This window comes from Bacillus glycinifermentans, from assembly GCF_001042475.2.
Lineage (GTDB): Bacteria > Bacillota > Bacilli > Bacillales > Bacillaceae > Bacillus > Bacillus glycinifermentans.
This window is the reverse complement of sequence record NZ_LECW02000035.1, coordinates 59534-81912: the sequence shown is the minus strand read 5'-3', so window position 1 is coordinate 81912 and position 22379 is coordinate 59534. Positions and strand designations below refer to the sequence as shown.

The 22379-nt window shown below is 47.1% G+C and carries 24 protein-coding genes and 2 pseudogenes; 8 read left to right on the top strand and 18 right to left on the bottom strand.

Annotated features, from left to right (window positions below):
• Window positions 1–24: 24 nt before the first annotated feature.
• The 5 genes from AB447_RS18325 to AB447_RS18305 form a co-directional block, all read right to left on the bottom strand.
• The gene (locus tag AB447_RS18325) at window positions 25–2604 is read right to left on the bottom strand and encodes a YfhO family protein (RefSeq protein ID WP_048356502.1); all 2580 of its coding nucleotides are present in this window, start codon (window positions 2602–2604) and stop codon (window positions 25–27) included.
• Window positions 2601–3002 carry a GtrA family protein gene (locus AB447_RS18320; protein WP_082142548.1) on the bottom strand — a complete coding sequence of 134 codons (402 nt, stop codon included), beginning with the start codon at window positions 3000–3002 and terminating at the stop codon, window positions 2601–2603. Before AB447_RS18320 ends, AB447_RS18325 begins: the two co-directional genes overlap by 4 nt.
• A complete protein-coding gene (locus AB447_RS18315; protein ID WP_048356501.1) occupies window positions 2971–3930 on the bottom strand; it encodes a glycosyltransferase family 2 protein in 960 nt (319 codons plus the stop codon). The genes AB447_RS18320 and AB447_RS18315 overlap by 32 nt, the downstream gene beginning before the upstream one ends.
• Before the next feature lie 191 nt (window positions 3931–4121).
• A complete protein-coding gene (locus AB447_RS18310) occupies window positions 4122–5234 on the bottom strand; it encodes an NAD(P)/FAD-dependent oxidoreductase (RefSeq protein WP_057957688.1) in 1113 nt (370 codons plus the stop codon).
• Between the two features lie 38 nt (window positions 5235–5272).
• Window positions 5273–5542, bottom strand: coding sequence for a YfhJ family protein (locus AB447_RS18305; RefSeq protein WP_048356500.1), 270 nt, complete (start codon window positions 5540–5542; stop codon window positions 5273–5275).
• A gap of 132 nt (window positions 5543–5674) precedes the next feature.
• On the opposite strand from AB447_RS18305, the gene AB447_RS18300 reads away from it, so the two are divergent.
• Both AB447_RS18300 and AB447_RS25450 read left to right on the top strand, forming a co-directional pair.
• On the top strand, window positions 5675–5824 hold the full coding sequence (locus AB447_RS18300) for a small, acid-soluble spore protein K (protein ID WP_048356499.1): 150 nt from the start codon (window positions 5675–5677) through the stop codon (window positions 5822–5824).
• A 26-nt stretch (window positions 5825–5850) separates the two neighbouring features.
• Complete coding sequence (locus tag AB447_RS25450) at window positions 5851–6021, top strand: YpzG family protein (RefSeq protein WP_082142547.1); 171 nt, start codon at window positions 5851–5853, stop codon at window positions 6019–6021.
• Between the two features lie 29 nt (window positions 6022–6050).
• Here AB447_RS25450 and AB447_RS18295 read toward each other — a convergent pair whose 3' ends face one another.
• The 3 genes from AB447_RS18295 to AB447_RS18285 all read right to left on the bottom strand — a co-directional run bounded on the left by AB447_RS18295 (window position 6051) and on the right by AB447_RS18285 (window position 7610).
• Window positions 6051–6365, bottom strand: coding sequence for a YfhH family protein (locus tag AB447_RS18295; RefSeq protein ID WP_048356498.1), 315 nt, complete (start codon window positions 6363–6365; stop codon window positions 6051–6053).
• Window positions 6366–6369: 4 nt separating this feature from the next.
• Complete coding sequence (gene recX, locus AB447_RS18290; RefSeq protein ID WP_048356503.1) at window positions 6370–7161, bottom strand: recombination regulator RecX; 792 nt, start codon at window positions 7159–7161, stop codon at window positions 6370–6372.
• Window positions 7162–7241: 80 nt separating this feature from the next.
• Entirely contained in the window at window positions 7242–7610 is a 369-nt protein-coding gene (locus AB447_RS18285; RefSeq protein ID WP_156416001.1) for a hypothetical protein, read from the bottom strand.
• On the opposite strand from AB447_RS18285, the gene AB447_RS18280 reads away from it, so the two are divergent.
• The 3 genes from AB447_RS18280 to AB447_RS18275 all read left to right on the top strand — a co-directional run bounded on the left by AB447_RS18280 (window position 7578) and on the right by AB447_RS18275 (window position 8561).
• Window positions 7578–8117, top strand: coding sequence for a GNAT family N-acetyltransferase (locus AB447_RS18280; protein ID WP_048356497.1), 540 nt, complete (start codon window positions 7578–7580; stop codon window positions 8115–8117). The genes AB447_RS18285 and AB447_RS18280 overlap by 33 nt on opposite strands.
• A 64-nt stretch (window positions 8118–8181) precedes the next feature.
• Window positions 8182–8295 (top strand): YfhE family protein, encoded by a 114-nt coding sequence (locus AB447_RS25445; protein ID WP_082142546.1) that lies wholly within the window; start codon window positions 8182–8184, stop codon window positions 8293–8295.
• Window positions 8296–8366: 71 nt separating this feature from the next.
• Complete coding sequence (locus AB447_RS18275; protein WP_048356496.1) at window positions 8367–8561, top strand: YfhD family protein; 195 nt, start codon at window positions 8367–8369, stop codon at window positions 8559–8561.
• Between the two features lie 39 nt (window positions 8562–8600).
• Here AB447_RS18275 and AB447_RS18270 read toward each other — a convergent pair whose 3' ends face one another.
• The 6 genes from AB447_RS18270 to AB447_RS18245 form a co-directional block, all read right to left on the bottom strand.
• Complete coding sequence (locus tag AB447_RS18270) at window positions 8601–9185, bottom strand: nitroreductase family protein (protein ID WP_048356495.1); 585 nt, start codon at window positions 9183–9185, stop codon at window positions 8601–8603.
• Between the two features lie 102 nt (window positions 9186–9287).
• Complete coding sequence (locus AB447_RS18265; RefSeq protein ID WP_048356494.1) at window positions 9288–10175, bottom strand: PhzF family phenazine biosynthesis isomerase; 888 nt, start codon at window positions 10173–10175, stop codon at window positions 9288–9290.
• Between the two features lie 136 nt (window positions 10176–10311).
• Window positions 10312–12864, bottom strand: a complete 2553-nt coding sequence (mprF, locus tag AB447_RS18260) for a bifunctional lysylphosphatidylglycerol flippase/synthetase MprF (protein ID WP_057957686.1) — start codon at window positions 12862–12864, stop codon at window positions 10312–10314.
• A gap of 140 nt (window positions 12865–13004) precedes the next feature.
• A complete protein-coding gene (locus tag AB447_RS18255; RefSeq protein WP_048356301.1) occupies window positions 13005–13541 on the bottom strand; it encodes a YfiT family bacillithiol transferase in 537 nt (178 codons plus the stop codon).
• Between the two features lie 9 nt (window positions 13542–13550).
• Window positions 13551–14171, bottom strand: coding sequence for an NUDIX hydrolase (locus tag AB447_RS18250; RefSeq protein WP_048356300.1), 621 nt, complete (start codon window positions 14169–14171; stop codon window positions 13551–13553).
• Between the two features lie 2 nt (window positions 14172–14173).
• Window positions 14174–14761 (bottom strand): NAD(P)H-dependent oxidoreductase, encoded by a 588-nt coding sequence (locus tag AB447_RS18245; RefSeq protein WP_048356299.1) that lies wholly within the window; start codon window positions 14759–14761, stop codon window positions 14174–14176.
• Between the two features lie 160 nt (window positions 14762–14921).
• Here AB447_RS18245 and AB447_RS18240 point away from each other — a divergent pair, with 160 nt between their 5' ends.
• Both AB447_RS18240 and AB447_RS18235 read left to right on the top strand, forming a co-directional pair.
• On the top strand, window positions 14922–16190 hold the full coding sequence (locus AB447_RS18240; protein WP_048407247.1) for an MFS transporter: 1269 nt from the start codon (window positions 14922–14924) through the stop codon (window positions 16188–16190).
• Window positions 16144–16758: a TetR/AcrR family transcriptional regulator gene (locus AB447_RS18235; protein WP_048407246.1), complete on the top strand. Its 615-nt coding sequence runs from the start codon at window positions 16144–16146 to the stop codon at window positions 16756–16758. Before AB447_RS18240 ends, AB447_RS18235 begins: the two co-directional genes overlap by 47 nt.
• 25 nt (window positions 16759–16783) lie before the next feature.
• Here the strand turns inward: AB447_RS18235 and AB447_RS18230 are convergent.
• Window positions 16784–18230, bottom strand: a pseudogene (locus AB447_RS18230) (extracellular solute-binding protein).
• A 55-nt stretch (window positions 18231–18285) separates the two neighbouring features.
• Here AB447_RS18230 and AB447_RS18225 point away from each other — a divergent pair.
• Window positions 18286–19131: an AraC family transcriptional regulator gene (locus AB447_RS18225; RefSeq protein ID WP_053075446.1), complete on the top strand. Its 846-nt coding sequence runs from the start codon at window positions 18286–18288 to the stop codon at window positions 19129–19131.
• Here the strand turns inward: AB447_RS18225 and AB447_RS26990 are convergent.
• The 3 genes and pseudogenes from AB447_RS26990 to AB447_RS18215 all read right to left on the bottom strand — a co-directional run bounded on the left by AB447_RS26990 (window position 19128) and on the right by AB447_RS18215 (window position 22262).
• The gene (locus tag AB447_RS26990) at window positions 19128–19832 is read right to left on the bottom strand and encodes a beta-xylosidase family glycoside hydrolase (RefSeq protein ID WP_232517743.1); all 705 of its coding nucleotides are present in this window, start codon (window positions 19830–19832) and stop codon (window positions 19128–19130) included. The two genes, AB447_RS18225 and AB447_RS26990, sit on opposite strands and share 4 nt — an antisense overlap.
• 89 nt (window positions 19833–19921) lie before the next feature.
• Window positions 19922–20641: pseudogene (locus AB447_RS26985) on the bottom strand (glycoside hydrolase family 43 protein); the annotation flags it as partial.
• 22 nt (window positions 20642–20663) lie between these two features.
• Window positions 20664–22262 (bottom strand): glycoside hydrolase family 43 protein, encoded by a 1599-nt coding sequence (locus AB447_RS18215; protein ID WP_048356297.1) that lies wholly within the window; start codon window positions 22260–22262, stop codon window positions 20664–20666.
• Window positions 22263–22379: the final 117 nt, after the last annotated feature.

Below are 22379 nucleotides of genomic sequence, written 5' to 3'. Positions count from 1 at the left end.
TCGACACGCTGAGCTTGGCTCCGTTTAAGAGCCAAGCTTTTTTCTTCTCCGGCTGTACCAGATTCCCGCTGCAAGACCGATGACGGTGACGGCAAGCGTTTCTTTGAAATAAGGCGGGTAATATGCGAGCTGAATGTCGTTTTTCCCTTTGTCGATGGAAAAGCCGATGAATGCGTAGTTCGCTTTTTGAACGGTTTGTTTTTTTCCGTTCACCGTGACTTCCCAGCCTTTTTCAAACGGAACCGGCAGCACCATGTACCGGCCGCCGTTATTGTTTTGATATTGGATCAACAATTTGTTTTGTTTCCAGTTCATGCGTGCGTCCGGCGCTTTTTTCGCCGAAGCTTGTTTTAAGGTTTGGTAATCCTCCTGATAGAGCTTCAGATTGTCGAGCTTATATTTCCCTTTCGGAAGCCGGATCGAAACCTTTTCCGCTTTCGGCACCCTGATCGTCAAATTGTAAACCCCCGTTTTATAAATCGACTTGTTTGATTTTCTTGAGGTGACGTAATCATTGACCTTCAGGTTGAAAAACTGGTCTTTTGCAAGGCTCTTCAAATATAAGGTGACATAGTAGTCGCCTTCTTTCGGGACGTTATCCGGCGGAATGAGATCGATTCCGCCGCTTTCCGATGTCACATTGAGCACGCCGTTTTCGTAGCTTGCCCCTTTCATCTTCAACTTCGTCTGTCCCATCAAATCAGAGCTTGTAGGAGGCTTCGCTTTTTCGCCCGGGTTTTCTAAAACGATTCCTTTCAGCATGGCATGCTCTTTAGCCAAAACCGGCGCGTTATCCAGGTCTTTTTCTGAATAAACGGTATTGGCCGTCCGAATAAACGGCAGCGTATAGTTGTTTTTAAAGACGATATAATGTTTCGACTCGTCCGTTTTCTCAAATCCGTAAGGAACGTCAGAAGCGTTCTCCTTCTCTCTCATGTAATACTTGCCGTACAACAGGCTGTACAAATTGGCGCGGCCGCCCATTGTCGCATAGCGGCTGACGCTTTCCCGCCCCATATCGACTTCAAGGTCTGTCCAATAAAACAGCAGCAGATTTTTGTTGAGGATGCTTGAATAAGCGCTGAAGCCGTTGAATTTCTGGATCATCGGCGTATTGTTGCGGACACCGTTCATCCAGTCGATTCTCGTATATGGATCTCCTCCATCGTCTTTTTTGATGTTTTCCAGGAGCTCCCGCTGTTCTTCGCCGTCATAGTCATTGCTCGTCAAGTAGCTCTTCGAAACGGATTTAATTTCACTCGATTCCGAAAGGACGTATTTTTCATACGTATTGGCAACGAACACAGCCGATGCCAAAAGACAACCGTGCAAAACGAGCAGCGATTTTCGATATCGCAAACCGGCGGCGATAAATGCGCCCATTGTTAAAAACAGCAAAACGAGCGAGCTCCAATTTCTCAGCAGCGACAAATCAAGGTCTTCGCGGAAAATGACTGCTATGTATACCAAAACAGTGAATAGGCACGACCATGCAATTTCTTTGCGCCTGATGCTTTTGATGCCGCTCAAGCCGGCGGCCGCGGCCCCTCCGATTGTAAAGGCAAGCAGATATTCAAAACGGTTCTGCGGGGCAGAAAAGCCGTTAAACGCGCTCGCGGCGAGCGGGCTGAAATGAAGAAGGCCCAAGAGCAGGCTGATTCCGGCAAACAGCCTGAACGTTTTGTTTTGATAAAAGGAAAAAACGAACAAAAACAAGACAAAAGCCGCCGGCAGCAGGATGATGCGGCTCGAAAACAAGATGTCATCTGTGAAGTCGTACAACGGGACCGGCTGATCATACGGCGGCCGCAAATTGTTCAAAAAGCCGTAGACGGCAGGCACAAAAGAAACTGCGCTGATCCCGAAGGAAATCAGACCCGACGCGAAAAACATCCTGAATTGCTCCCACTTTGACGCCTCGCGGTCATCAAGATGAATAAACCAGCGAAAGACGACATAGATCGCAATGAAAATCAAATTGATGTACGCAAAATAAAAATTGTTAAACAGCGTCAAAGAGCAGGCTATGATAAACAGGCCCGGACGCTTTTCCCTGATGATTTTTTCCGCTCCTGCGACAAGCAGAGGCAGCCAGAGCATCGAATCGCTGAAAAACTCCCAGAACACCGTATGGCGGAAATAGATGACCGACGTTCCGTACAAAACGGCTCCGGTAAAGGCGGACGCTCTATTTTTCACCATATATAAAAATGCATACGAAGCGGTCAAAATAATCAGGCCTAGCTTAACTGCACTGATAAAAACCGCAGCATTCGCCCAAAACAGGGGATCCGCATTCCCCGCCAGATGAAAAAACTGAAGCAGCAGTACCGCGGCAAAAGAGGCAAGAAACACGAAAGATGTCGTGAAATAATAACCAAGCTGGCTGTAGATTCCGCCTCCAAGGCCGAAGGCATAGGAATAAAAAAAGTTGCCTTGTTTGTATTGGTCAAAAAGGAACGATTTAAACACGACCATCTGCGCAAGCCCGTCGCCGTTCCCCGTCATATAGCGGCCGTGTGCCCATTCGAACAGAAAAAACAAATGGGCGGCCAAAGAAATGGCAATGCTTGATATGACAAATAATAATGCTGTTTTTTTCATATCTTTCCCCTGTCTCTTTTCAAAATCTTCCCTGTCAATAGAAATGTCAGAGGAACGGTTAAAAACATGGAAGCAAGCGGAGCCGCCGCACTGTTCATGTGCAAAAGATTCACAAAAACGTACATAAACAAAGAAGATGCGGCCAGATTGAACAGCTGTGTCAGCGGAAACTGCAAAAACTTCGCAAAAGTCGGCTTCGTTTTAAACGTAAAATAGCAATTCAGGAAAAAAGAAATCACAAGGCTGACAAGAAAAGCAGCAACGTGTGATGCCATATAATCGATATGCAGCAAAAAGTGAAGCAGTAAATAAACCGCATAGTAATTCAACGTATTAACGACGCCTACAATGGCAAAGCGAATAAATTCAAGATTCATTTTTTTCATGAGCTTCTCCATGCCCGATGTTTGCCTCCTGTATTAAATAATGAGGACGCTTTTTCGTTTCATAGTAGATTCTCCCGATGTACTCGCCGATGATCCCGAGGCTGAGAAGCTGAACTCCGCCGAGAAACAAAACAGCCGAAATGATCGTAAAATAGCCCGGAACGATAACACCGTATTTCAAAATCCTGATAAACGTTGCAACAATATAAATAAGCGAAAGGAACAAAATGAACATTCCGGTGTAAAAGCAAATGCGCAGCGGCCTGTTGTTAAACGAAACGATGCCGTCGATTCCATAATTCAGCAAGTGCCGGAACGACCACTTTGATTTTCCGTTTTTTCGTTCGACGTTTTCGTAATAAATAATTTTTTGATCAAAGCCGATCCAGCAAAACAACCCTTTGGAAAAACGGTTCCCTTCGCTCAGCTTGAGCAGCGCGTTTACGGCTTTTCTGCTCAATAGCCGGAAATCGCCGACACCGTCTCTTAAATCGACTTCGACCGCATTGTTGATGAAACGATAGTAAAGTGAAGACAGATAAGACCGTACAGGATTGTCGCCCTTTCGATTCCGCTGGGCAACCACTTGGTCATAGCCTTCTTCATACCCTTTAATGAAATCAGGCAAAAGGTATGTCGGATGCTGCAAATCCGCATCCATGACGACGACGGCATCGCCGCGGGCATGCTGAAAACCGGCAAGAATAGCTGCTTCCTTGCCGAAGTTTCTTGAAAATGAAATATATTTCACCCGCTCATTTTTTTCCGCCAGATCTTTGATTTCCTCCAAAGTTTGATCTGTGCTGCCATCGTTTATGTAATAAATTTCATATTCATAATCAATGGATTGAAATTCGTTCCTCAATGATTCATAAACCAGTTTAATGTTGCTTGCTTCATTATAGGAAGGAATAATAATCGAAACGATTCCTTTCTTCACTTAAAGGCACCTCTTTTGGACATATTAAAAATAAGCAGGATAACTTCGCACGCCTATAAAAACACAACAAAAGGAAAACAGTGGGCATGCTGCACTATTTTCCACAACATTATTTTGTCATTATATCAGACATCTATGAACAAGTGGCAAAAAATGATATAACCCGAAAAAATTTAAGGAGTTGTTTCCGATTATTTTGATATGTCTCTTACTGGAAGGTATTGGTCTATATGAAGATCCGTCTTTTCTCCAAACGCCAAAGAAGCGATGAGCGAACCGGCGTAAGGGCCGATCGTTAAGCCTGAAGGGCCGAATCCCGTGGCCGCGATCAAACCGTCCGCACCCGGAATGTGCCCGAGAAGGGGAAGCAAATCCTTTGTGAACGGACGGAATCCGATTCTGATTTCTTCGAGAGCTGCACCGTGGAGGCCGGGTGCAACGGACAAGGCTTTATTCAAAACCTCCTCTATTCCTCCGGCGGTGATTCTGTAATCAAATCCTGAACCGGTTTCCCTTGTCGCTCCGGCTACCACCCGAGAACCGTCAAATGATACGATATAATGGTCTGTATCGGGTAAAATAACCGGCCATTTTCCAGTCTCCCCGTCAAGAACCTTCAAATGAACGATTTGGCCGCGCTGCGGCTCCAATGGCAGCTGTATGCCCAAAGGCTGAAGCAATTGATTCGTCCAAGCGCCTCCGGCCAATATCACCGCGTCTGCAGACAGGAGCCGGCCGTCTATGATTACGCCTTTTATGACGTCCTGTTCAACAGAGAGCTCCGCCTTGCCGTTCAATAAGACAGCCCCGTGCTTTTTTGCCGCCGAAAGAAGCGTGTTTCGCAGCAGATGGCCGTCCACGCGGGCTGCTCCTGATACATAAATCGCTTCAAGCCCTTCACCAAGCGGAGGAAACAGCCGCCTTGCCTCTTCGTTTGATAAGCGGGTGATGTCACCGGTTTCAGGCGCTTCACGCTTTTGTTCTCTTAATTTTCTTTCAATTCGATCGAGCGCTCCAACGTCTCCGCTGACCCGCAGGGCACCCGTTTTGGCGTAGCCCGTACCGGTTTCCCCGTCTTGTTTAAGCTGTGATACAAGGGAAGGGTAATATGCGGCACCCGCTCTTGCCAAACGATACCAGTTTTCGCTTCTGGAAGAAAACCACGGGCAGATGATCCCCGCTCCGGCTTTGGTTGACTGCCCTTCATGCCCTTCATCCAAAATCGATACGTCCGCTCCTTTTTTCACGAGATGATATGCGGCACTCGCGCCTGCGATCCCTGAACCGATAACGATTGCCTTCAATTCATCACATTCCTTTCGCATAGAAAATGAAAAAGCGATTAATGCAGCAGTCCGTTGTCTGAGGTAAACAGGTCTTGAAAAGAAGAATTGCCGGTTTCGAATAAATGCAGATGGCTGCCGTTGTCCTCAATCCATTCTAAAACGACGCGTTCCGTCAGTTCTATTCCCCTGTAAGGATGGCCGGCTTTGGCAAATACCGTTTCAAAGTCTTCCCACAAGAGCGCTACCCAAGTTCTGGCTTGCGCGTAGCTCAGCATATGGTTCTTTTCAAGAAGCGCATTTGTCAGCTTTTCAAAGTGTGCTTTCACCTTGAACTTTCCCTCCTTCCTTTAGGAAAAAACTTTCTTTTTGAAAACGTCATCCATTTCATATACTAACATTACGTCTTCTAAAGCGAAGACGTCAAACATTTTGGATGTGAATGGAGGAGCCTATAACATATGCGGAATAAAGCAAGAGGCTTTCCGAACATGAACAACAACAAATTTGAAGGTGAGCCCCGGGCCAAAGATGATTTTGCTTCAAAGCGCGCTGACGGAAGCACGAATACCCATCCTCAAGAAAGAATGAGGGCTTCCGGCAAACGCTAAATTTTTTCTGGATGGAGTGAGTTTCTTTGTGTGCAAACCGCAAACCTTATATAAACGATTTTTACCAGATGAAAACGCAAAACTATCCGCAGCCTTGGGCAAACACAAAACATGCGCGGGCGCAGGTAAACGGTGAAACACAGCAGACCCAGGATCTCATCATTCTCCAGCGCAACACGCGCATCCGTACAAGATAGCCGCCGATATGAAAAGGGTTAAGCTTGCCTTAATCCTTTTCTTTTAATAAAGAAATCGGCAGGGCTTCTTCATGCTCGGGAGATTTGAGACGGTATCCCCAGGCAAAGACGCCGTTCAGGTAGCGGATGTAAAAATCCTCTCCTGCATCCTCGATTTCATATACATGACCCGGCTTAAAATCGGCCGGATCTAAAAGGTACGCCTTTGCCATCGCGATTTTCCGTTCGTGAACGGCAAGCTCGTTGACGATCCCCATTTGCTCCGCCTTTCTCGCTTTTTCCGTTAGGAGGCCGATTTCCCTTTGCAGTTCGGATGTCGTCATCTCACTGTATCTTTTCTCCATTTTCTCATCTCTCTTCGTCTAAATATTGATCGATCATCTCAAGCGGAAATCCTTTGCGAAACAAAAATTGTTTGACTTTCATTTTCGTTTCGTACGAGCCGTCGTAATTGTAGCGCCTCATCGCTTTTTCCCCATGCTTGTACAGCGCTTCTTTTTCCGCATCATCATCATTCTCATAGTCTGTTTCCGAAAGAGCGCAATTAATCACATCGAATGAATATCCCTTTCGGATTAACTGCTGTTCGATTGCTTGTTTCATCTCTTTGGAAGACAGTTTTTTTCCCTTTTTCAGCACTTTTTCAACGTGTTTTACAGCGGCTGTCACTTGTTCGGAAAACGTGAATGAGCTTAATGCCTCCTTGATCAGCTCTTCATCGATTCCTTTCAGCTGCAGCTCTTTATATAGAACATCGGGGCCCTTGCCGCTCGTTTTGCGGTGAGTGCTTACATAAGCGGCCGCGAATTCCCGGTCATCTACGTATTTATAACTTTTCAGCATATGAATGATTTCGGTCACTGCGGAATCTGCGACACCTTTTTTCTTTAAATGGTCTTTGACTTCTTTTATCGAGCGCATTCTGTACGAAAGGTAATCGAGCGCTTGATTAAAACCTTTTTTAATATCATCACCATACTGGATTTCGATGACGTCAAGCTCATCAAGCTGTTTTCCCTTTTTCAGATTAAACTTAACGAGAACATCCATGTCAACGCTGAACGCGTATTTTTCGTCCAGAAAAATATTGACCCGGTCTTTATTGTTTTTCTGGGCGGAGATTTTTGTAATATACGGCATAAAAAACTCCCTTCTCCCGTTTTCTGTTTGAGAGATCATGATGTAATTTCCGGCGCTTAACAGACGCTCGGACATCACGTCTACATTTTATCAAGAAAACCGGCAGAAGCCGAACAAAAATACTTCACGTGCAAGAGCAGAAATTTACCGGTTTCACCAAATAAGCTTTTTCCGCGCAATTTTCCCGCAATAGCCTTGTATCTTTTCGCTTTTTTGCTGCGTAAAATATAGAAATCAAAAGCAATTTGATATGAATTGGGAAGGCAAATGGTGCGCCACCAGGTCTCTGGTTTTAGTGGGTTCGATTCCCACCCCGAATTTTTTAATGGATGAGCAAGACATATTTGATTAAAAAATTTCGAGGGTGGAGCAGCATCTTTTTGATGAAGGAAAGCCGCCCTCAAGGAGGGGCTGCCATGCTGAAAAAACGTGAAATGGCCGACTGCCATGCACTTTTTGATCTTGTGAAACATCCGGAAGTATTTCCTTTTGTCCGGAATAAAACGGAGACCATTGAAGAGTATATGTTTCATGTGAAGAACACCATTGAAGAGGAAGAACAGGGAAAACTGATCTCCCGCACGATTCTCGACGAATGGGAGAATCCGATCGGCTGCATCAGTTTATATGAAATAAAGGGAAATACGGGGTTTTTAGGAACGTGGCTCGGGAAGCCTTACCACGGAAAAGGCTATAATCAGCGGGCAAAAAACGCGTTTTTCTGCGAGCTTTTTTATGAAAAAAACGTTGAGACGGTATTTATGAAAATCAGAAAAACAAACACACGCTCCCTCAAAGCCGCAGAAAAGCTGCCATACGCGGTTCAGGCTGATCCCGGCAGGCTGAACCGCGGGGACAGCGATGCATTTCTTTTGTTTGAAATCCCGAAAGATCTTTACACATTGCACAGCCTGCGGACGTTTGAAGACGAAAGCCTCCGCTTAAAAGAAGCGTAACATTGTATAAATGCCTCCAAAACGGACAGCCTGTGAATAATCTGATGTTTAGGAGGCTTGAAAAATGGCTGAAAAGAAAAAGCGTGATCAAATTAAAACGACCTTGACCAAAACACAGGAAGTCATGTATCAGCGGGAATTTAAAAGAGCAAAGCGGGCCGCCGATGAAAAATCATAATGCATAGCGGCAGTCTGATCAGCCAACAATAACACTGTCCGGCTGATTAATGACTTAGGGGTGATGTGAGAATGGGCAGAAATTCAATCCACAAAAACCGTGACAAAAACAAACAAAAGCTTCCTCAAGTGCCTGATCAGTATAAAAAAGAAACTGACGGCGTTTATGAGGAATATTCTGCTGAACTTGCCGATCAGGATGATCGCGAGGCTCGAAGCCGCATGGAGGCAGCTGACAAACGCGCCAAAGAGCGGCAGTCAAAGTAGCCATTCATTTCGAAAGCCCTGTTTGCAGGGCTTTCTTCTTTAAGAAAGCTCCGTAAGAAGCCGCTTTGCGGGCGTCCTTGTTTGCACTTTAGGAATTTCCGCCGGATAGCCGAGCTGCAAAATCGCGGCAAACCGTTCATTGCTGTCAAGCCCCATCAATTGCTGAAGCGTTCGATTATAAAGCACCTGTCCGCTTTTCCACACCATCCCGATCCCTTTTTCCCAGGCGAGAAGCTGAAGGTTTTGAATCAAACAGCTGACGGCTGCGAAGTCGTCATTTCTGACCCGTTCATTTTCGTCTTCCTTCAAAATGACAAAGAGAAAAGCCGGAACACTCATAATATGGTCCCTGAATTTTTTGATTTGTTCTTCCGACCTATCGGGCTTAATCTCTTGGAGTGCCTTATCTAAATTGTCGGCATGCTTCTGTTTTCCGCTTTCTGTTCCGACATAAACAAACCTCCACGGCTCTGTCAGCTTGTGATTTGGCGCATAAACTGCGTCTTCCAGCAGCTCAAGGACAACCTCTTTAGACACCGGATCGCTTTTAAATTTCCGAACCGTTCTTCTATTTCTTATCGCTTTACGAATGCTGCCTTTTTCAGACTGCAAGATATCGCTCATATCAGCGCCTCCTCAAATGAAAATGATTATCATTGTTGATTATAAAGGTTTATTTTCACGTTTTCAACGATAAACCATTCATTCAGAACGGAAACGGAGGTTTCAAATGTCGATGATTTGCTTTTCTGCAAAAACGGCCGTTCCGGTCATTTTCGCCTTCATCTCGCCGTTTTCTTCAAAAATTTCGATTTTCACCTTGCCGTCTTTGCCGATTTCCTGCCCCTGTTCGATCAAAAATACATTTTGATCCGCTTCTCCGTACGTTTTCATATAGGCGCCCATAACACCTGAAGCTGTTCCGGTAACGGGATCCTCAATCGTCCCGGAATACGGAGAAGAAAAATGCCGGCCGTGGAGATGGCTGTCACGGTGGATCGTCTCCAAAGAGAACGGATGGACAGAAGCGCGGGGCATGTCCGTTAAAATGGCTGGGAATTCGGAATTTTTCGGCTGCATCTTCCGGCATGCCGCCAAATGTTGAACAGGCACCAGCAGCGTCCAAGTCCCGGTGCTTCCGTAAACGATGGGCAACGAATCGTGGAAGTCCGCTTCAGTGATGCCGAGTGCTTCAGCCAGCTTGGCCCTGTCTCCCGCAAACGGACGAAAGCTCGGCGGCGCCTGCTCCAGCGTAACAAAAAAATGCTTCTCTTCATCAGCATAACCCGTCTTAACGGTCAGATTGCCGGCTTTCGTCTCTACCTTCAGCTCTGCACCGGGCCCAATCCCGCCTTTTTCATAAAGCGCATAAAGGGAAGCAACGGTCGCATGGCCGCATAAATTCATTTCGTGTCCGGGCGTAAAATAGCGGAGGCGAAGGTCAGCCGACTTGCTCGGCAGCAAAAATGAAGTTTCATTATATCCTGCTTTCTTTGCAATCAGCTGCATCTCTTCGTCGGTCAAACGACTCCCTTCCAACACGACCCCCGCCGGATTTCCTTTATTCGGCTCCTTTGAAAATGCATCATATCTGAGTACTTCGACTTGTTTCATCTGGATCCCCCTTGTTTCGCGGTTTCTTTTCATTATAAGGGGAGTGATGACTTTTTGAAACTGCGGAAAAATTGATTTTCGGGAATGAAATTCATGTTATACAAATAAGGCTGTCTTTTAACAAAAAGACAGCCCATCACTTCTCCCGTCTCCCGATCAGCCTTGTGACGAGAAACATCGTGGCCGGCAGCGATCTGTTTTTTCTGTAGGCTAAATATTTTCCGCGCCATTCGGGTTTGTATTTTTCTTTGAATGAGCGGAGGCCGCTGAAGCTGTATAAATAGCTGACATTGTTGAATATCACGGCGGCGAGCCGCTCCGTCCAAAATGACTGAAAGGATGTGCCGACGTTTGAGAGCGGGGCCATTCCCATGTTAAACGCGGTATAGCCCTGCTCTTGCCCCCATTGAAACAAGTGGATAAACAGCGCATCCATGATGCCTTTCGGCGCTTTGTGGGAATAACGCATCAAGTCGATGGAAATCTCGCCTTCCTGGTACATCGGCATGATATTCATAAATGCGACGATCTCTCCGTCTTCATCTTTTAATACAGCGATCGGCGCCTTTTGCAAATACTCTTCCTTAAAATAACCGAGCGAAAATCCTTTTTCCTTTTTTCGTCCCAGCCACTCGTCAGATATGTTCCGCAGCTGATTGAGAAAGTCGCTTGAAAACGGCGGCTGTTCGACGTGGAACGTATACCCTTCCCGTTCAAAGCGGTTGTATATCGCCCTTAATCCGGCCCGTTTTTTTCCTTTAATCGTAAAGGTGTTGAGATCGACGATCGCCTCTTCGCCAAGCTTAAAGAAACGGTAGCCGAAATCGTGATAGAGCGCCATATCCTCCCTTTCAATCTGGTAGAAAATGACGAGGTAGCCTTTTTGGTCGGCCAAATGAAGGAATTCCTGCAAAATGAGGGGAAAGGATTCCTTTTGGCCGGAAGGATCGCCGAGAACAACGAGGCGCTGGCCGATTTTCGCAAATTGAATCAGCGCATTGCCGTCACTCGAATAGAAAAACCGCTTATCTCCCAAAAAACCTAAATGGCTCAAAGCGTTCCCGCCTTTTTCATTCAAAAATTGCTCCAGCTTTTCAAAGTCCGGCTCTTCCCCGATCGGGTTAACCTTTCTGTTGAACAGCCAAATAAAAATGATGCAAAACATCGGAACAAACAATAAAGCAAACACTGTCGCATAATCGACATGCTGTTCGCTGTGGATGTAATAGTCTTTTACGACCACATGACCGAGCCTCTCCCACATGATGGAGGCAATGATATTGTAGTTCCAAAGGGCAAAAAGGTAAATAAATGCCGCCCACGCCATTTGTACAAAGGTATATACAGACCGCTCCCTCGTAAACTGCCGTCGCAGCAAAATAAGCAGGATGAACACGATCGGCGTGATAAATACCGCACTGATATTAAAACCTTTAAAAATGCTGAACACAAAAGCAAATGCCAAAGCTGTCAAGGCCAAATATAAGGAACGCTTCGTCCTCTTATAAAGCTCAAGCGGAACGATCAATAAAATCAAACCAAAGCTGATGGAAAGGCCGTTTAATACCGTCAGCATATGGCGGGGAATATCCGTAATGAGCGTGCTCCTGTCGATCGGGAGGGCGGCAGACGCCAGAATAATCGCTCCGCAGCAAAATGAAATTACGGCAAGCGAGCCGTTCAGCAAACGGAACAACAAAGCTCTGTGCAAGACCAGCAGGATGTTGGTCGTCTCAATTGCCGGGGCAATAATCGGCTTTTCTTCAAGCTTTTTTATCGTATTCCCCGTCATGTCCGCCGCCGCAAAAAGAAGGCCGAACCCAAAAGGAATAAATGAGTAGGCAAGCCTGTAAAGAACAATGGCTGTCAGGATAATTTCATTATCGACGCCGAATTGATTCATACCGACTAAAAAAAGCAAATCAAACGAGCCGAATCCGCCAGGGACAAGGCTGATCATTCCCGCGACAGAAGCGATCGCAAAAACGCCGAGGACCTTTCTAGCGTCAAGGTCTATTCCCAAGGTTATGAGCGAGAAATACATGACCAGTCCCGCCGCAATCCATTCGCAGACAGATGCACCCAAATATGAAAAAAAGACGGAAGGTCTCAAACCTTTTTCTACGGCGCCGCCTCTCTTCCTTTTGATGATCAAATAGACGATGAGGACGGGAACGATCAGCGCCATTCCGATGGCACCGAGGAAGAGCCACGTCTTTTCAAAAATCAGTTTTCCCGGAGACAGCAGCCCGATGAAGACGAACATGCTGAGAACGGACAGTCCGAGAAGAACGGAGGTTGCAAGCGTTGCGATTCCTTTGATCAGCAGCTTGACATCACTGACATGCTCTTTATAAAGAATCGTTCGTAAACCGGCGCCTGACAGGCCGCCGAATCCAAGGACATTGTTGAACGAATTGGCGATCCATGACACCCTGACCGTTTTCCACCTGGAAATCTTCATCCCGAGAGAGCGGACTAGCACAAAATCGTATAAAGACATGGCAAGAACGGCCATAAGACCGATAAAAACCAATATGAACAGATTGCTTCTTTCGACATTGTTTATAATCAGAAAGGTCTCTTTAACGGACAACCCGGCGAGCTCTTTTCTGGCCTGATAAACGACCAGCAGAAGTACGGCTGCCGGCAACATAATTCTTAAGACAGAAAGCGCATTTTTTTTCATGAATACCTCTTCTCTCTATCGTATGTTTCAATCGATTCCCTCGTCTTCTTATTTTAAAACATCTTCTTTTCACATTTTTAACAACCCGCCGGGAAATCAGACAGTCAAGCAAAAAAACGCGCCGAGTGCGCGTTTCATTGCTAGATCCAGCCTGTTCTGTCCCGAAGCGACGTGATATGGGCAGTATGGTGTTTCGAATGCCAAACATAAAGGGCAAGCGCATGATGGAGGCTGATCTCCTCCCCGGTGTCCGGGTGTAAATACGCTTTATCGTAATCCGCATCTGTCAGCGCTTCAAAGAGAGCTGCCCAGCGGTTGTGAAGCGGCTCCAAAAGCTCTATTGCCAATTGCGGATCGAATGTAAGGGAGTCGGCCAGTCCCGCCCATTTTTGCTCATCGTACGGCCGGATGAGCGGCGTTTCCTCCGTGAGGGCCAGTTTGCAGCGTATATAACCGTTCAGATGGCTGTCGGCTATATGGGAGACGACTTGGCGAACCGTCCATCCTCCCGTTCGGTAAGGCGTATCAAGCTGCGTGTCATTCAGCCCTGATACGGCTTTTTTCAGCATAGCGGGCGCTTGTTTCAGTGCTCTGATCAAATCAGCGCGCTCTTGTTTATCCGTCTGGTGCGGAGCTTGAAATGTTCCGATTGGATATCTTAGATCTTCCAGTGTGATTGCCCCCTTTTAGTCACAGTACACCTGATCGGAACCGTTTTTTTCTTGAAAAAGAAATTTGATCTGAGCGTACGTATTTCTTGCCTCTGATAAATCAGGCAGATCTTCCAATGAGAAAAAACCGAGGTTTTTCGTTTCCGTTCCCGCGGCTGCCTTCCCTCCAACAATATCACAGGCGATAAACATTTTGTAGACATGGTAAGCTGAAGGCGGATGGTTGTGGCGTTTTTTATCCATGACGGCCAAAAGCTTTCCGGCTTCAGCCTTAAAGCCTGTTTCTTCGAACACTTCTTTAACGGCGATCTCCTTCGGCGTCAGGCCGATATCCGCCCATCCGCCGGGAAGCGCCCATTTGCCGTCCGCTTTTTCCTGCACGAGGAGGAGGAGGTCCGCTTTGAATATGACGGCGCGGACATCTACTTTTGGCGTTTGGTAACCTGATTCGCCGGCAAACAGCTTTTTTACTTTCGAAAAATCGGCCTCTGTGTACCCGGCGATGATTTCGCAGCTGATCTCGCGAAGACGCAGAAAGCGCTCCTTGTCAAAATCGTCTTTTGTATACGCGAGCCCTGCTTGTGAAAGCGCCTGTATTTCCTTGGCCCAATCAAGCCATTTCGTATTCTTTTCCATCATCATCCCCCTTTAGATGAAAAGGCTGCCGACCGATATACGCGATCAAGCCATTTTTTTCGTTTTTCAACCGTGCTGTCTTTCACTTGCGGAAATAAAAAACGTCTGACACGCCGAACGCCGCAAAATTTCAAGATGTTGTCTTTAACGGTAATCCAGTCGGCATCCCGCCGCCAAAACCGCAGATACCAGCCGGGTGCATCAGCCGTATAATAAACCGAAGCCGTGCGCGCCTTCAGCAGTCCTTTCGGCAGCTTCCCTTCATAAGTATAGGCTTCACCGGCGACAAATACGCGATCGATGAACCCTTTTAAAATCGCCGGCATTCCGCCCCACCACAACGGATAAATCAAGATGAGGTGATCTGCGTTTTTCATAATCTTCCGGTATTCCGCCGTTTCAGGGTCGCCCTTCATGTCAGACCGCCGTTTCTTTTCATTGAATACAAGGACCGGGTCAAAACGCTCTTTGTACAGATCGATGACCGTATAGGAATGGTTTCCATCCTCAAGCGCTTTTTTCACCTCGTTCAGAATCGCTCCGTTAAAACTGTTTGGATTGGGATGTGCGTATATAACGGCAACCTCCATCTTTAGCTCCTCCTTTATGCTTTCCTCTATGGAATTATATTGTTTATTTAACAGGTTTTAAAGAAGTTGACCCTATATTCCAAAAAACTGATGTTTTTCCATAAAACGTTTGGTAGAATAGAACAAAACGACACATGTGTCGTTTTTATAAGGAGGACATATGAACGCTGAAAACAGATTGGCTCTGAACAGACCTTTCTTCATACTGATGGGGTCTCAAATTCTTTCAAGCTTTGGCGATTGGATTCAGGTATTGGCGGTTTTAAGTTTGGCCGGGTTTCAATTTCAGGCGTCTCCTTTGGAAATGTCGGCATTGATGATGTGTTTTGCCGTTCCTGTGATCGGCATCACGCCGTTCGCGGGGGTGCTTGCAGATCGCTATAACCGGAAAACGATCATGATCACCTCTGAAATCGGACGGTCTTGCACGGCTTATTTGATGTTATTCGCCGAATCAATATGGAGCCTTTACGTTTTATTATTTCTTCTAAGCTCATTTTCTTCTTTTTTCGTCCCTGCTAAAAATGGTAAATTAAAAGAAATCGTTCCTGAACCGCACATGCAGAAAGCCGTTTCTGTCAGCGGAATGATCGACAACGGGAGCAAAATCATCGGACCTGCGATTGCTGGGGGATTGATCGCAGCCTTTAGCATCCATGTCTCCTTTTACGTCAATGCGGCATTGTTTCTCCTGTCAGGCCTTCTCCTTTTCGCTTTGCCGAAAGATCCCTATCTTGAGCGAAGATCTGGCAGGCTGAAATCACCCGTCCGGCTGTTTGCTGATTTTAAACAAGGGATTGTCTTCATTCAAAAAAACAGATTGCTTTTCACCGGCTTGGCTGTATCCTTTTTTGTCATATTGGTGCTGCAAATCGCGGATTCACAAATCGTCGTGCTCATCCGGGAGCTCCCGGGGGCCCCTGCCGAACTGATCGGAACTTGTATGTCGGCAAGCGGGGCAGGAATGCTTTTAACGACCGCTTTCCTCGGCAAAATCGTGATCCGGTCGTTTTTACGCTTTTTTATCGGCGGCTCGATGATGCTCGGGATTTCGATCGGAAGTGCGCCGTTTGTCGCCGGTCTCGCCGGCGAATGGCTGCACGTGTTATTTTTAACCGTTTTTTTCTTTGCAGGGTCTGGATTTTCCCTCGTATACATTCCTTTTCATATCCTCGCCCAGCAAACCGTTCCGGCTTCATACAGCGGGCGCATCTTCGGGACCATACAAAGCGCGACCACTTTTGGGTCTGTGGCGGGAATGAGCTGCGGCGGCCTTCTCGCAGAATGGGCCGGCGTCAAAAACGCATTCGTCCTCTCCGGAAGCCTGCTGGCAGTCCTGGGGGCGGCGGTTATCATGTTATCCAAAGGAAGGGGGACACCGATTGTCACCGAAAATCACACAGGAACAGAAAGACAGACGGAAGGCTGAGATTTTAAAAGCTGCGGAACGTGTGTTTAAGCGTAAAGGCTTTGAAATGACGACGATGAAAGACATCGTTGAAGAATCCGGCTTCAGCCGCGGGGGCGTGTATCTTTATTTTTCAAGCACCGAAGACATGTTCAAACACATCATTGAAGAGCATCTTGACGTTTTTTTGACAGATTTGCAGGAACGCTCAAAGTCTGATGAAAGCGTATGGAGCATCATTCTCTCGTATATCGATGATTTTAAAGAAGGGCTGGATGAGATTGCGGATTCGTTTGCAGCCGTCCAATTTGAATATTTCTTTACAAGCTGGCGGAACGGTTCACGGAAAACATACCTTACCAAAAGGTATGAAACGTTTGCCGCTCATTTCACCGAGCTTTTGCAAAAAGGCGCAGACAATGGCGAATTTGATCCGCTTCAGCCGATCGAAACGATTACAAAGTTTTTCATGAACATGAATGATGCCATCGTCATGCAGACGATTTATTTAGGAAAGGCTGAAGCCGATGCACTGGGACAGATCGAAGCATTGAAGCACTATTTAACGTCCGTTCTTCAAGTCCGGTGACGGAGAGCCCCTTTCCCAGGGGCTTTTATGATTTTTTGGCATCTTCATTTAACTCTTCGATGATCTTTTCCCCGCCCTGGTTTTCCCATTTCTTGACGGCTTCCTCAAAGCCTTTTTCGTCAATTTCTCCAAGAATAAATCGAAATGTCGCATCATCGATGATCTTTTTTAATTCCGTCCCTCTGTCCATCTGGGTTGTGGAGCACAATGGCTCAGCCGGATTGGCAACGGCAATCTCCCGGTTGTCTTTTTCCAGCTTCTCGTGTTTGGCGCGCAGCGGATCCACTGCGCTTTTCAACGCCTGCTTGTTTATGCCGATCAGCTGCTGCAGCGGCTGAATGTCCGCCTCCCATCGATGATAGTTTTCTTGTTTTCGAATGTAGTGTTGATCTCCCTTTTTTTATAGTGAACGCCTTCAATGCCGTACAGCATTAAATGGTTAAGATCCTCTTCAGCGATTCGGTCAAAAAACACAAGGATCTGCTTAACCTCTTTTTCCATTTTGACGCTTGACTTTGAAATGGCGCCCATGTTTGCTCCTTGCCGTCGGGGCCTTTGATGCGGTTTGCGATATCAAGCTCAAAGTCAGAATTCAAGCTCAAGCCTTGATCGCGCAAATTCATCGCATCGCTCATCGTTCCGATATATATCCCCGCTTTTCCTTGGATCACCAAGTCCTGCTGCTGTGTTTTGCTTGTCACCGCAAAATCCCGATTCATCAGTCCTTCGTCGTAAAGCCTTCTCATCCATTTCATCGCTTCTTGATATGCGCCGCTTCGAAAATCGGGAAACAAGCTTCCGTCTTCGGTCTGTCCCCATTTATTCGGGGCTCCGAAATACGATGCCATCGTTTTAAAAGCCCCGAATTCCAAATCGTTGCGGTCGGCAAGACCGATCGTATCGTCCTTTCCATTTTGGTCAGGATCCTGTTCTGTGAACGCTTTGGCAATGCTGTATAGATCCTCCACTGTCTCCGGCATGTCCAGTCCGAGATTGTCGAGCCAGTCTTTGCGGATGACGACACCCTGTCTCGCCAACGGCCGTTCTCTATAAATCCCGTAAACTTTGCCATCAATCGAGATATTTTTTAAAATGGTTTTATCCAGTTTTTTTAAATTCGGATAGTCTTTCAAAAACGGACCGATTTCCCAAAACATCCCCGACCGCAAAGCATTTACGGCTGCGGAGTCGTCAAGGTCCGGCAGCATGATGATTTTAGGCATGTGCCCGCCGGCAAGCACAGCATTGAGGCGTTCTTCCTTGGTCGAGTCCGGAACCCATATAAGGTCAAGCTTCATATTCGTCTTTTCTTCAATCATAGCAAGCGCTTCGCCTTTCGGCGGCTGCGGGGTATGAAGCGGAACCAGCCAGTCAATCGTAAGTGCAGTCCCCTCTTCTGTCGCCGCTTCTTCATCATTTGCGCAGCCGGCTGTAAATGCGAACAACAACACTAAACAAAACAATCTGTACATGCTGTCCCTCCCGTTTCTAAAAAGATAACGTTTTCAAAAAGGAGAAATGCCCGCCATGCTTCACCCCAAATATTACATTGACGAGCGTTCTTTTTCGATTCAGTACATGCAAAGAAAAGGTTTTACCGAAATGAACGCACCGCATGGTCATGAAGGCTATGAATTGTATTATTTGCTGAACGGCGAACGAACGTATTTTATTAACCAAAAGGTATATACCGCCGAAAAAGGCAGTCTGATCTTCATCAACCCCCATGACGTACACAGAACGTCAAGTACGGAAGTTCAGGAGTTCGAGCGGATTTTGGTCAATTTTTCCCACGATTTCATCAAGCCGCTTCTCGCATGCAGCAAACACCCGCTGCTTCCGTTTCCTGAGCATACAAACTGCATCTCGCTTCCGCTGAGAGAACAAACATCTGTCGAACAGCTTCTTTTGGACATGAAACGGGAGTGCAGGCTCAAGAAAGACGGGTATGAGGATGTCGTCAGGGCTTTATTGTTTCAATTGCTGTTCAGCATTTACCGCTCCCTCCAAAGCGGCGGCCAAAAAGAGGGTCCGAAGCTTCATCCGATGCACGAAAAAATATCGGAAATCGCCTCATACATCAACGGGCGCTTTCATGAAACGATCACGCTGAACGGATTGGCACAACGGTTTTACATCAGCCCTTCCTATTTAAGCAGGGCGTTTAAAAAAGTCACAGGCTTTCATCTTCATGAATATATCCGGCACATCAGAATTCGGGAGGCGAAAAAATACCTTCGCGATACGGATGAGAAGATGTTGAGCATAGCCGAAAAAACCGGATTCAGGCATATCAGCCACTTCAACAAGGTATTTAAAGACATCGTCGGCATCCCGCCGCTTCAGTACCGGAAAAAGAGCAGAGATTATTAAAAAGCCGTGTAGCGGAACCAGTCAAAGTCGGCGGGTATCCCCCTGTTGCTTCCACCGTTGTTCGCAAACATCCCGACCATCGTCCCCGTATGGCCTTTTTCATCGCGGGAGCCTTCATCGCTTAAAAAGGTGGCGTCTTCCGTGCCGCCTACATGGTGCCAATGCTTTTCTTCATAGCTGTAGTAAAAATTCCTCGTCTGTTTATTGATGACGGCTTTTACATATATCGGCCCTTCCTTGACGTTTTTTTCGCCCAGCGTTTTCTGAACGCCGTTTCGGTTTTCGATCACTTTGACCTTCAAACGGTCTTCGTAGATGAGGCAGCATATCAAGTAGTTATTCGTGCTGTAATAACAGGTGAGCCCCGCCTGCTCCCCGTTTTCCGACGGCGCAAAGCAGAGCTTCAGCACAGCGCTGTACTGGTGGTGTTTTTCCCTTCTGACGATCGTATTTTTCGCTTTTATTTCGCCTAGATCAGCATCACCTGTCCAGAGCCTGAGAGAGCCCGGCTTTTCTGTTAAAGACCAGCCGGAATGGTCTGGATTCCTGACAAACTGCCACTGTAAATCAAGCGAATCATCAAGAAAATCATCGAAATCCTTTTCCTCCCATTTGACTTCCGGAAGGTTCGGGGCGGCCTGGATCGTGCTCGGACCGTGTAAATTGTTAATGACAAACCAATCGTCTTCTCTCCATTGCACGGGGTCCAAGGCGGTTTCTCTGCCGACGTTGTGAAGTTACCTTCATTCGGCCGGCCGCACAGGTATACCGCCCACCATTCGCCGTTTTGCGTTTTGACGAGCTTGCCGTGGCCTGCCCGCTGCAAAACGGCATCGGGATCTGCTTGCGTTAAAATCGGATTATGCGGACACGGCTCATATGGACCGTATAAATGGTTGGAGCGCGCGATCGTGATCGAATGGGAATAGCCTGTTCCTCCTTCAGCCAAAATGGCATAATAATATCCATTTGTTTTGAGGAGATGGGGCCCTTCCGGCGCCCTTCTGCCCGTCCCTTCCCAAATCAGCGACGGCGTGCCTGTGATTTCTGTGCATTCGTCATTTAGCGGAAAAAGCGTGCATGCCGGACTAAGCAGCATATAGTGCTTTCCGTCATCATCGACAAAATGGGAAGGATCGATACCGCTGCCTTCATCGATGAATACCGGCTTTGTATAAGGGCCTTCCGGACGATCTGATTTGATCATGATCTGTCTGCGGATCAGCTTTTTTCCGTTGATCATGGTCGGCTCGTTCAGCCTGAAGGTCGCGAAAATGTAGAAGGTTCCGTCATGATACGATAAATCGGGCGCCCATATGCCGTGGGAATCTTTAATTTCAGAAAGGTCCAAACCGTCATTTTCGGTAATGCCGTGGCCGATGATGTGCCAATGCACCAAATCCTTAGAATGGGAAATCGCAATCGCCGGAAAATACTGAAAGGTGGAGTTCGCCATATAGTAGTCGTCGCCGACCCTGATAATCGACGGATCAGGATGAAAACCTGTCATTACAGGATTTGTATACGTCTTGTTATCCTTCATCCCGGCAGGCTCCCTTCTGTTCAACGATAAACCAATCGATATCGCCATAACCCTCGGGCCCGGCTGTTCCGGCATCTGCGCAAAACATTCCCACCTTGGCGCCGATCCATAGTCCGGGGACGGCCTGAAATGCCTCGCCTATTGCCGTGAAATGCCTCTCGTCAAAGCTGTAGCTGAATCGGCATACCGCTTTTTCGTCGGCTGTCACCCTGAGATAAACCGGCCCGTCGGAAACTGCGTGCTCTTCCGTTTTGATATCCTCTGATCCCTCCTCAATGCTGCCTTTGTAAAAGGCGATGATAGCCCCGATTTTTTCTGATTTAGAAAAGGCGAGATAGGCATACTCTTTTCCCATAACGGCGAGCCCGGCGCGGATTGTTTCTGATAAAGCGTATAACGACAGTTTGGCCGTCGCCGTAAAGCTTGGCCCCGGAAATTTCTGCATGATGACGTTCGGCATGCTGCCGAGTTTCCAGCGGTCAGGCACACGGCGGCTGTACATGCGAAGGTGTCCCGGCCTGGCATGGAGAGAGTACCACTTCCGTTTTGGATTGGCCTGCCATTGCCATTGAAGGGCAAGGCTTTTTGAAGAAAAATCGTCGCTTGTTTGACAATGGGGCTCAAGTACGTCTTCGCTTTCCGTGTTCGGCTTCTCCCACTCCAAAACGGGCTCGCCGATGCCGTCATTGTCGATATCTTCCCCGACTCGCGGCCATCCGTCTTCCCAGCTTACAGGCTGAAGGTGGACGATCCTGCCGAATGCGGCGCGGTCTTGAAAATGGAGAAACCATGATTCACCTGAATCAAGCTCGACAAGGCCGCCCTGATGCGGTCCGTTAATGTCCGTGTTCCCTTGATGAAGGACAATCCGGTCTTCGTACGGACCGTAGATGCTCCTGCTGCGGAGAACCGTCTGCCACCCTTCCTTCACCCCGCCGGCCGGGGCGAAAAGATAATAATATCCGCCCCGCTTATACAGCTTCGGCCCCTCGATCGTCGGATGGTTCAGCGTCCCGTCATACACGATTTTTCCATCGTCTATTAAAGCCGTTCCGTCGTTTTTCATTCTGCACAGGTTCTGCTTGCTTTTAATGCCGATTCGGCTGTTTGCATAAGCGTGTATCAAATAGGCTTGGCCGTCATCATCCCAAAACGGGCACGGGTCGATCCATCCCTTCGTTTTTTTGACATGAACCAAAGGCTCCCAACCGCGGAACGGATCCTTTGTTTTGCTCATAAAAACCCCTTCGTCAGGGGTGGCAAAGTATACCCAAAAAGCGCCGTTATGGTATCGAATGCTCGGCGCCCATGCCCCTTTTCCATGCGCCGGCTCTTCATAGTCTTCAAATGGAAGCTGATCAAACACATGGCCGATAATGTTCCAATTCACCAAATCACGGGAATGCAAAATCGGAATACCAGGAAAACAAGAAAAACTTGAAGCCGCCATAAAAAAATCGCTGCCTTTTCTAACGATGTCAGGGTCTGAATAATCCATAAACAGAACAGGATTGCGAAAACGCCCATTCCCGATGTTGGGATTCCAGACGGCCCGCTGCTGCAAACTCCCGGTTAGATGCTTTGCCATCAATCCTCACCCCTTTTATTTTTCCAAATAAAAGCATTTGGTACATTTATGTTAGCACAGCTCTCGATCGCGAATCTTTGTTATTGATGTCTGTTTTTTCTCATTCTTTGCTGTATT

Bases quoted from the DNA above. Each gene is read 5' to 3' on its own strand.
- AB447_RS18295 (WP_048356498.1), bottom strand. From the start codon at position 6,365: ATGGAGAAAAGATACAGTGAGATGACGACATCCGAACTGCAAAGGGAA.
- AB447_RS18275 (WP_048356496.1), top strand. From the start codon at position 8,367: ATGGGCAGAAATTCAATCCACAAAAACCGTGACAAAAACAAACAAAAG.
- AB447_RS18245 (WP_048356299.1), bottom strand. From the start codon at position 14,761: ATGGAGGTTGCCGTTATATACGCACATCCCAATCCAAACAGTTTTAAC.
- AB447_RS18250 (WP_048356300.1), bottom strand. From the start codon at position 14,171: ATGGAAAAGAATACGAAATGGCTTGATTGGGCCAAGGAAATACAGGCG.
- AB447_RS18270 (WP_048356495.1), bottom strand. From the start codon at position 9,185: ATGAGCGATATCTTGCAGTCTGAAAAAGGCAGCATTCGTAAAGCGATA.
- AB447_RS25445 (WP_082142546.1), top strand. From the start codon at position 8,182: ATGGCTGAAAAGAAAAAGCGTGATCAAATTAAAACGACCTTGACCAAA.
- AB447_RS18300 (WP_048356499.1), top strand. From the start codon at position 5,675: ATGCGGAATAAAGCAAGAGGCTTTCCGAACATGAACAACAACAAATTT.
- mprF (WP_057957686.1), bottom strand. From the start codon at position 12,864: ATGAAAAAAAATGCGCTTTCTGTCTTAAGAATTATGTTGCCGGCAGCC.
- AB447_RS18265 (WP_048356494.1), bottom strand. From the start codon at position 10,175: ATGAAACAAGTCGAAGTACTCAGATATGATGCATTTTCAAAGGAGCCG.
- AB447_RS18240 (WP_048407247.1), top strand. From the start codon at position 14,922: ATGAACGCTGAAAACAGATTGGCTCTGAACAGACCTTTCTTCATACTG.
- AB447_RS18320 (WP_082142548.1), bottom strand. From the start codon at position 3,002: ATGGAGAAGCTCATGAAAAAAATGAATCTTGAATTTATTCGCTTTGCC.
- AB447_RS18285 (WP_156416001.1), bottom strand. From the start codon at position 7,610: ATGGCAGTCGGCCATTTCACGTTTTTTCAGCATGGCAGCCCCTCCTTG.
- recX (WP_048356503.1), bottom strand. From the start codon at position 7,161: ATGCCGTATATTACAAAAATCTCCGCCCAGAAAAACAATAAAGACCGG.
- AB447_RS18215 (WP_048356297.1), bottom strand. From the start codon at position 22,262: ATGGCAAAGCATCTAACCGGGAGTTTGCAGCAGCGGGCCGTCTGGAAT.
- AB447_RS18225 (WP_053075446.1), top strand. From the start codon at position 18,286: ATGCTTCACCCCAAATATTACATTGACGAGCGTTCTTTTTCGATTCAG.
- AB447_RS18280 (WP_048356497.1), top strand. From the start codon at position 7,578: ATGCTGAAAAAACGTGAAATGGCCGACTGCCATGCACTTTTTGATCTT.
- AB447_RS18325 (WP_048356502.1), bottom strand. From the start codon at position 2,604: ATGAAAAAAACAGCATTATTATTTGTCATATCAAGCATTGCCATTTCT.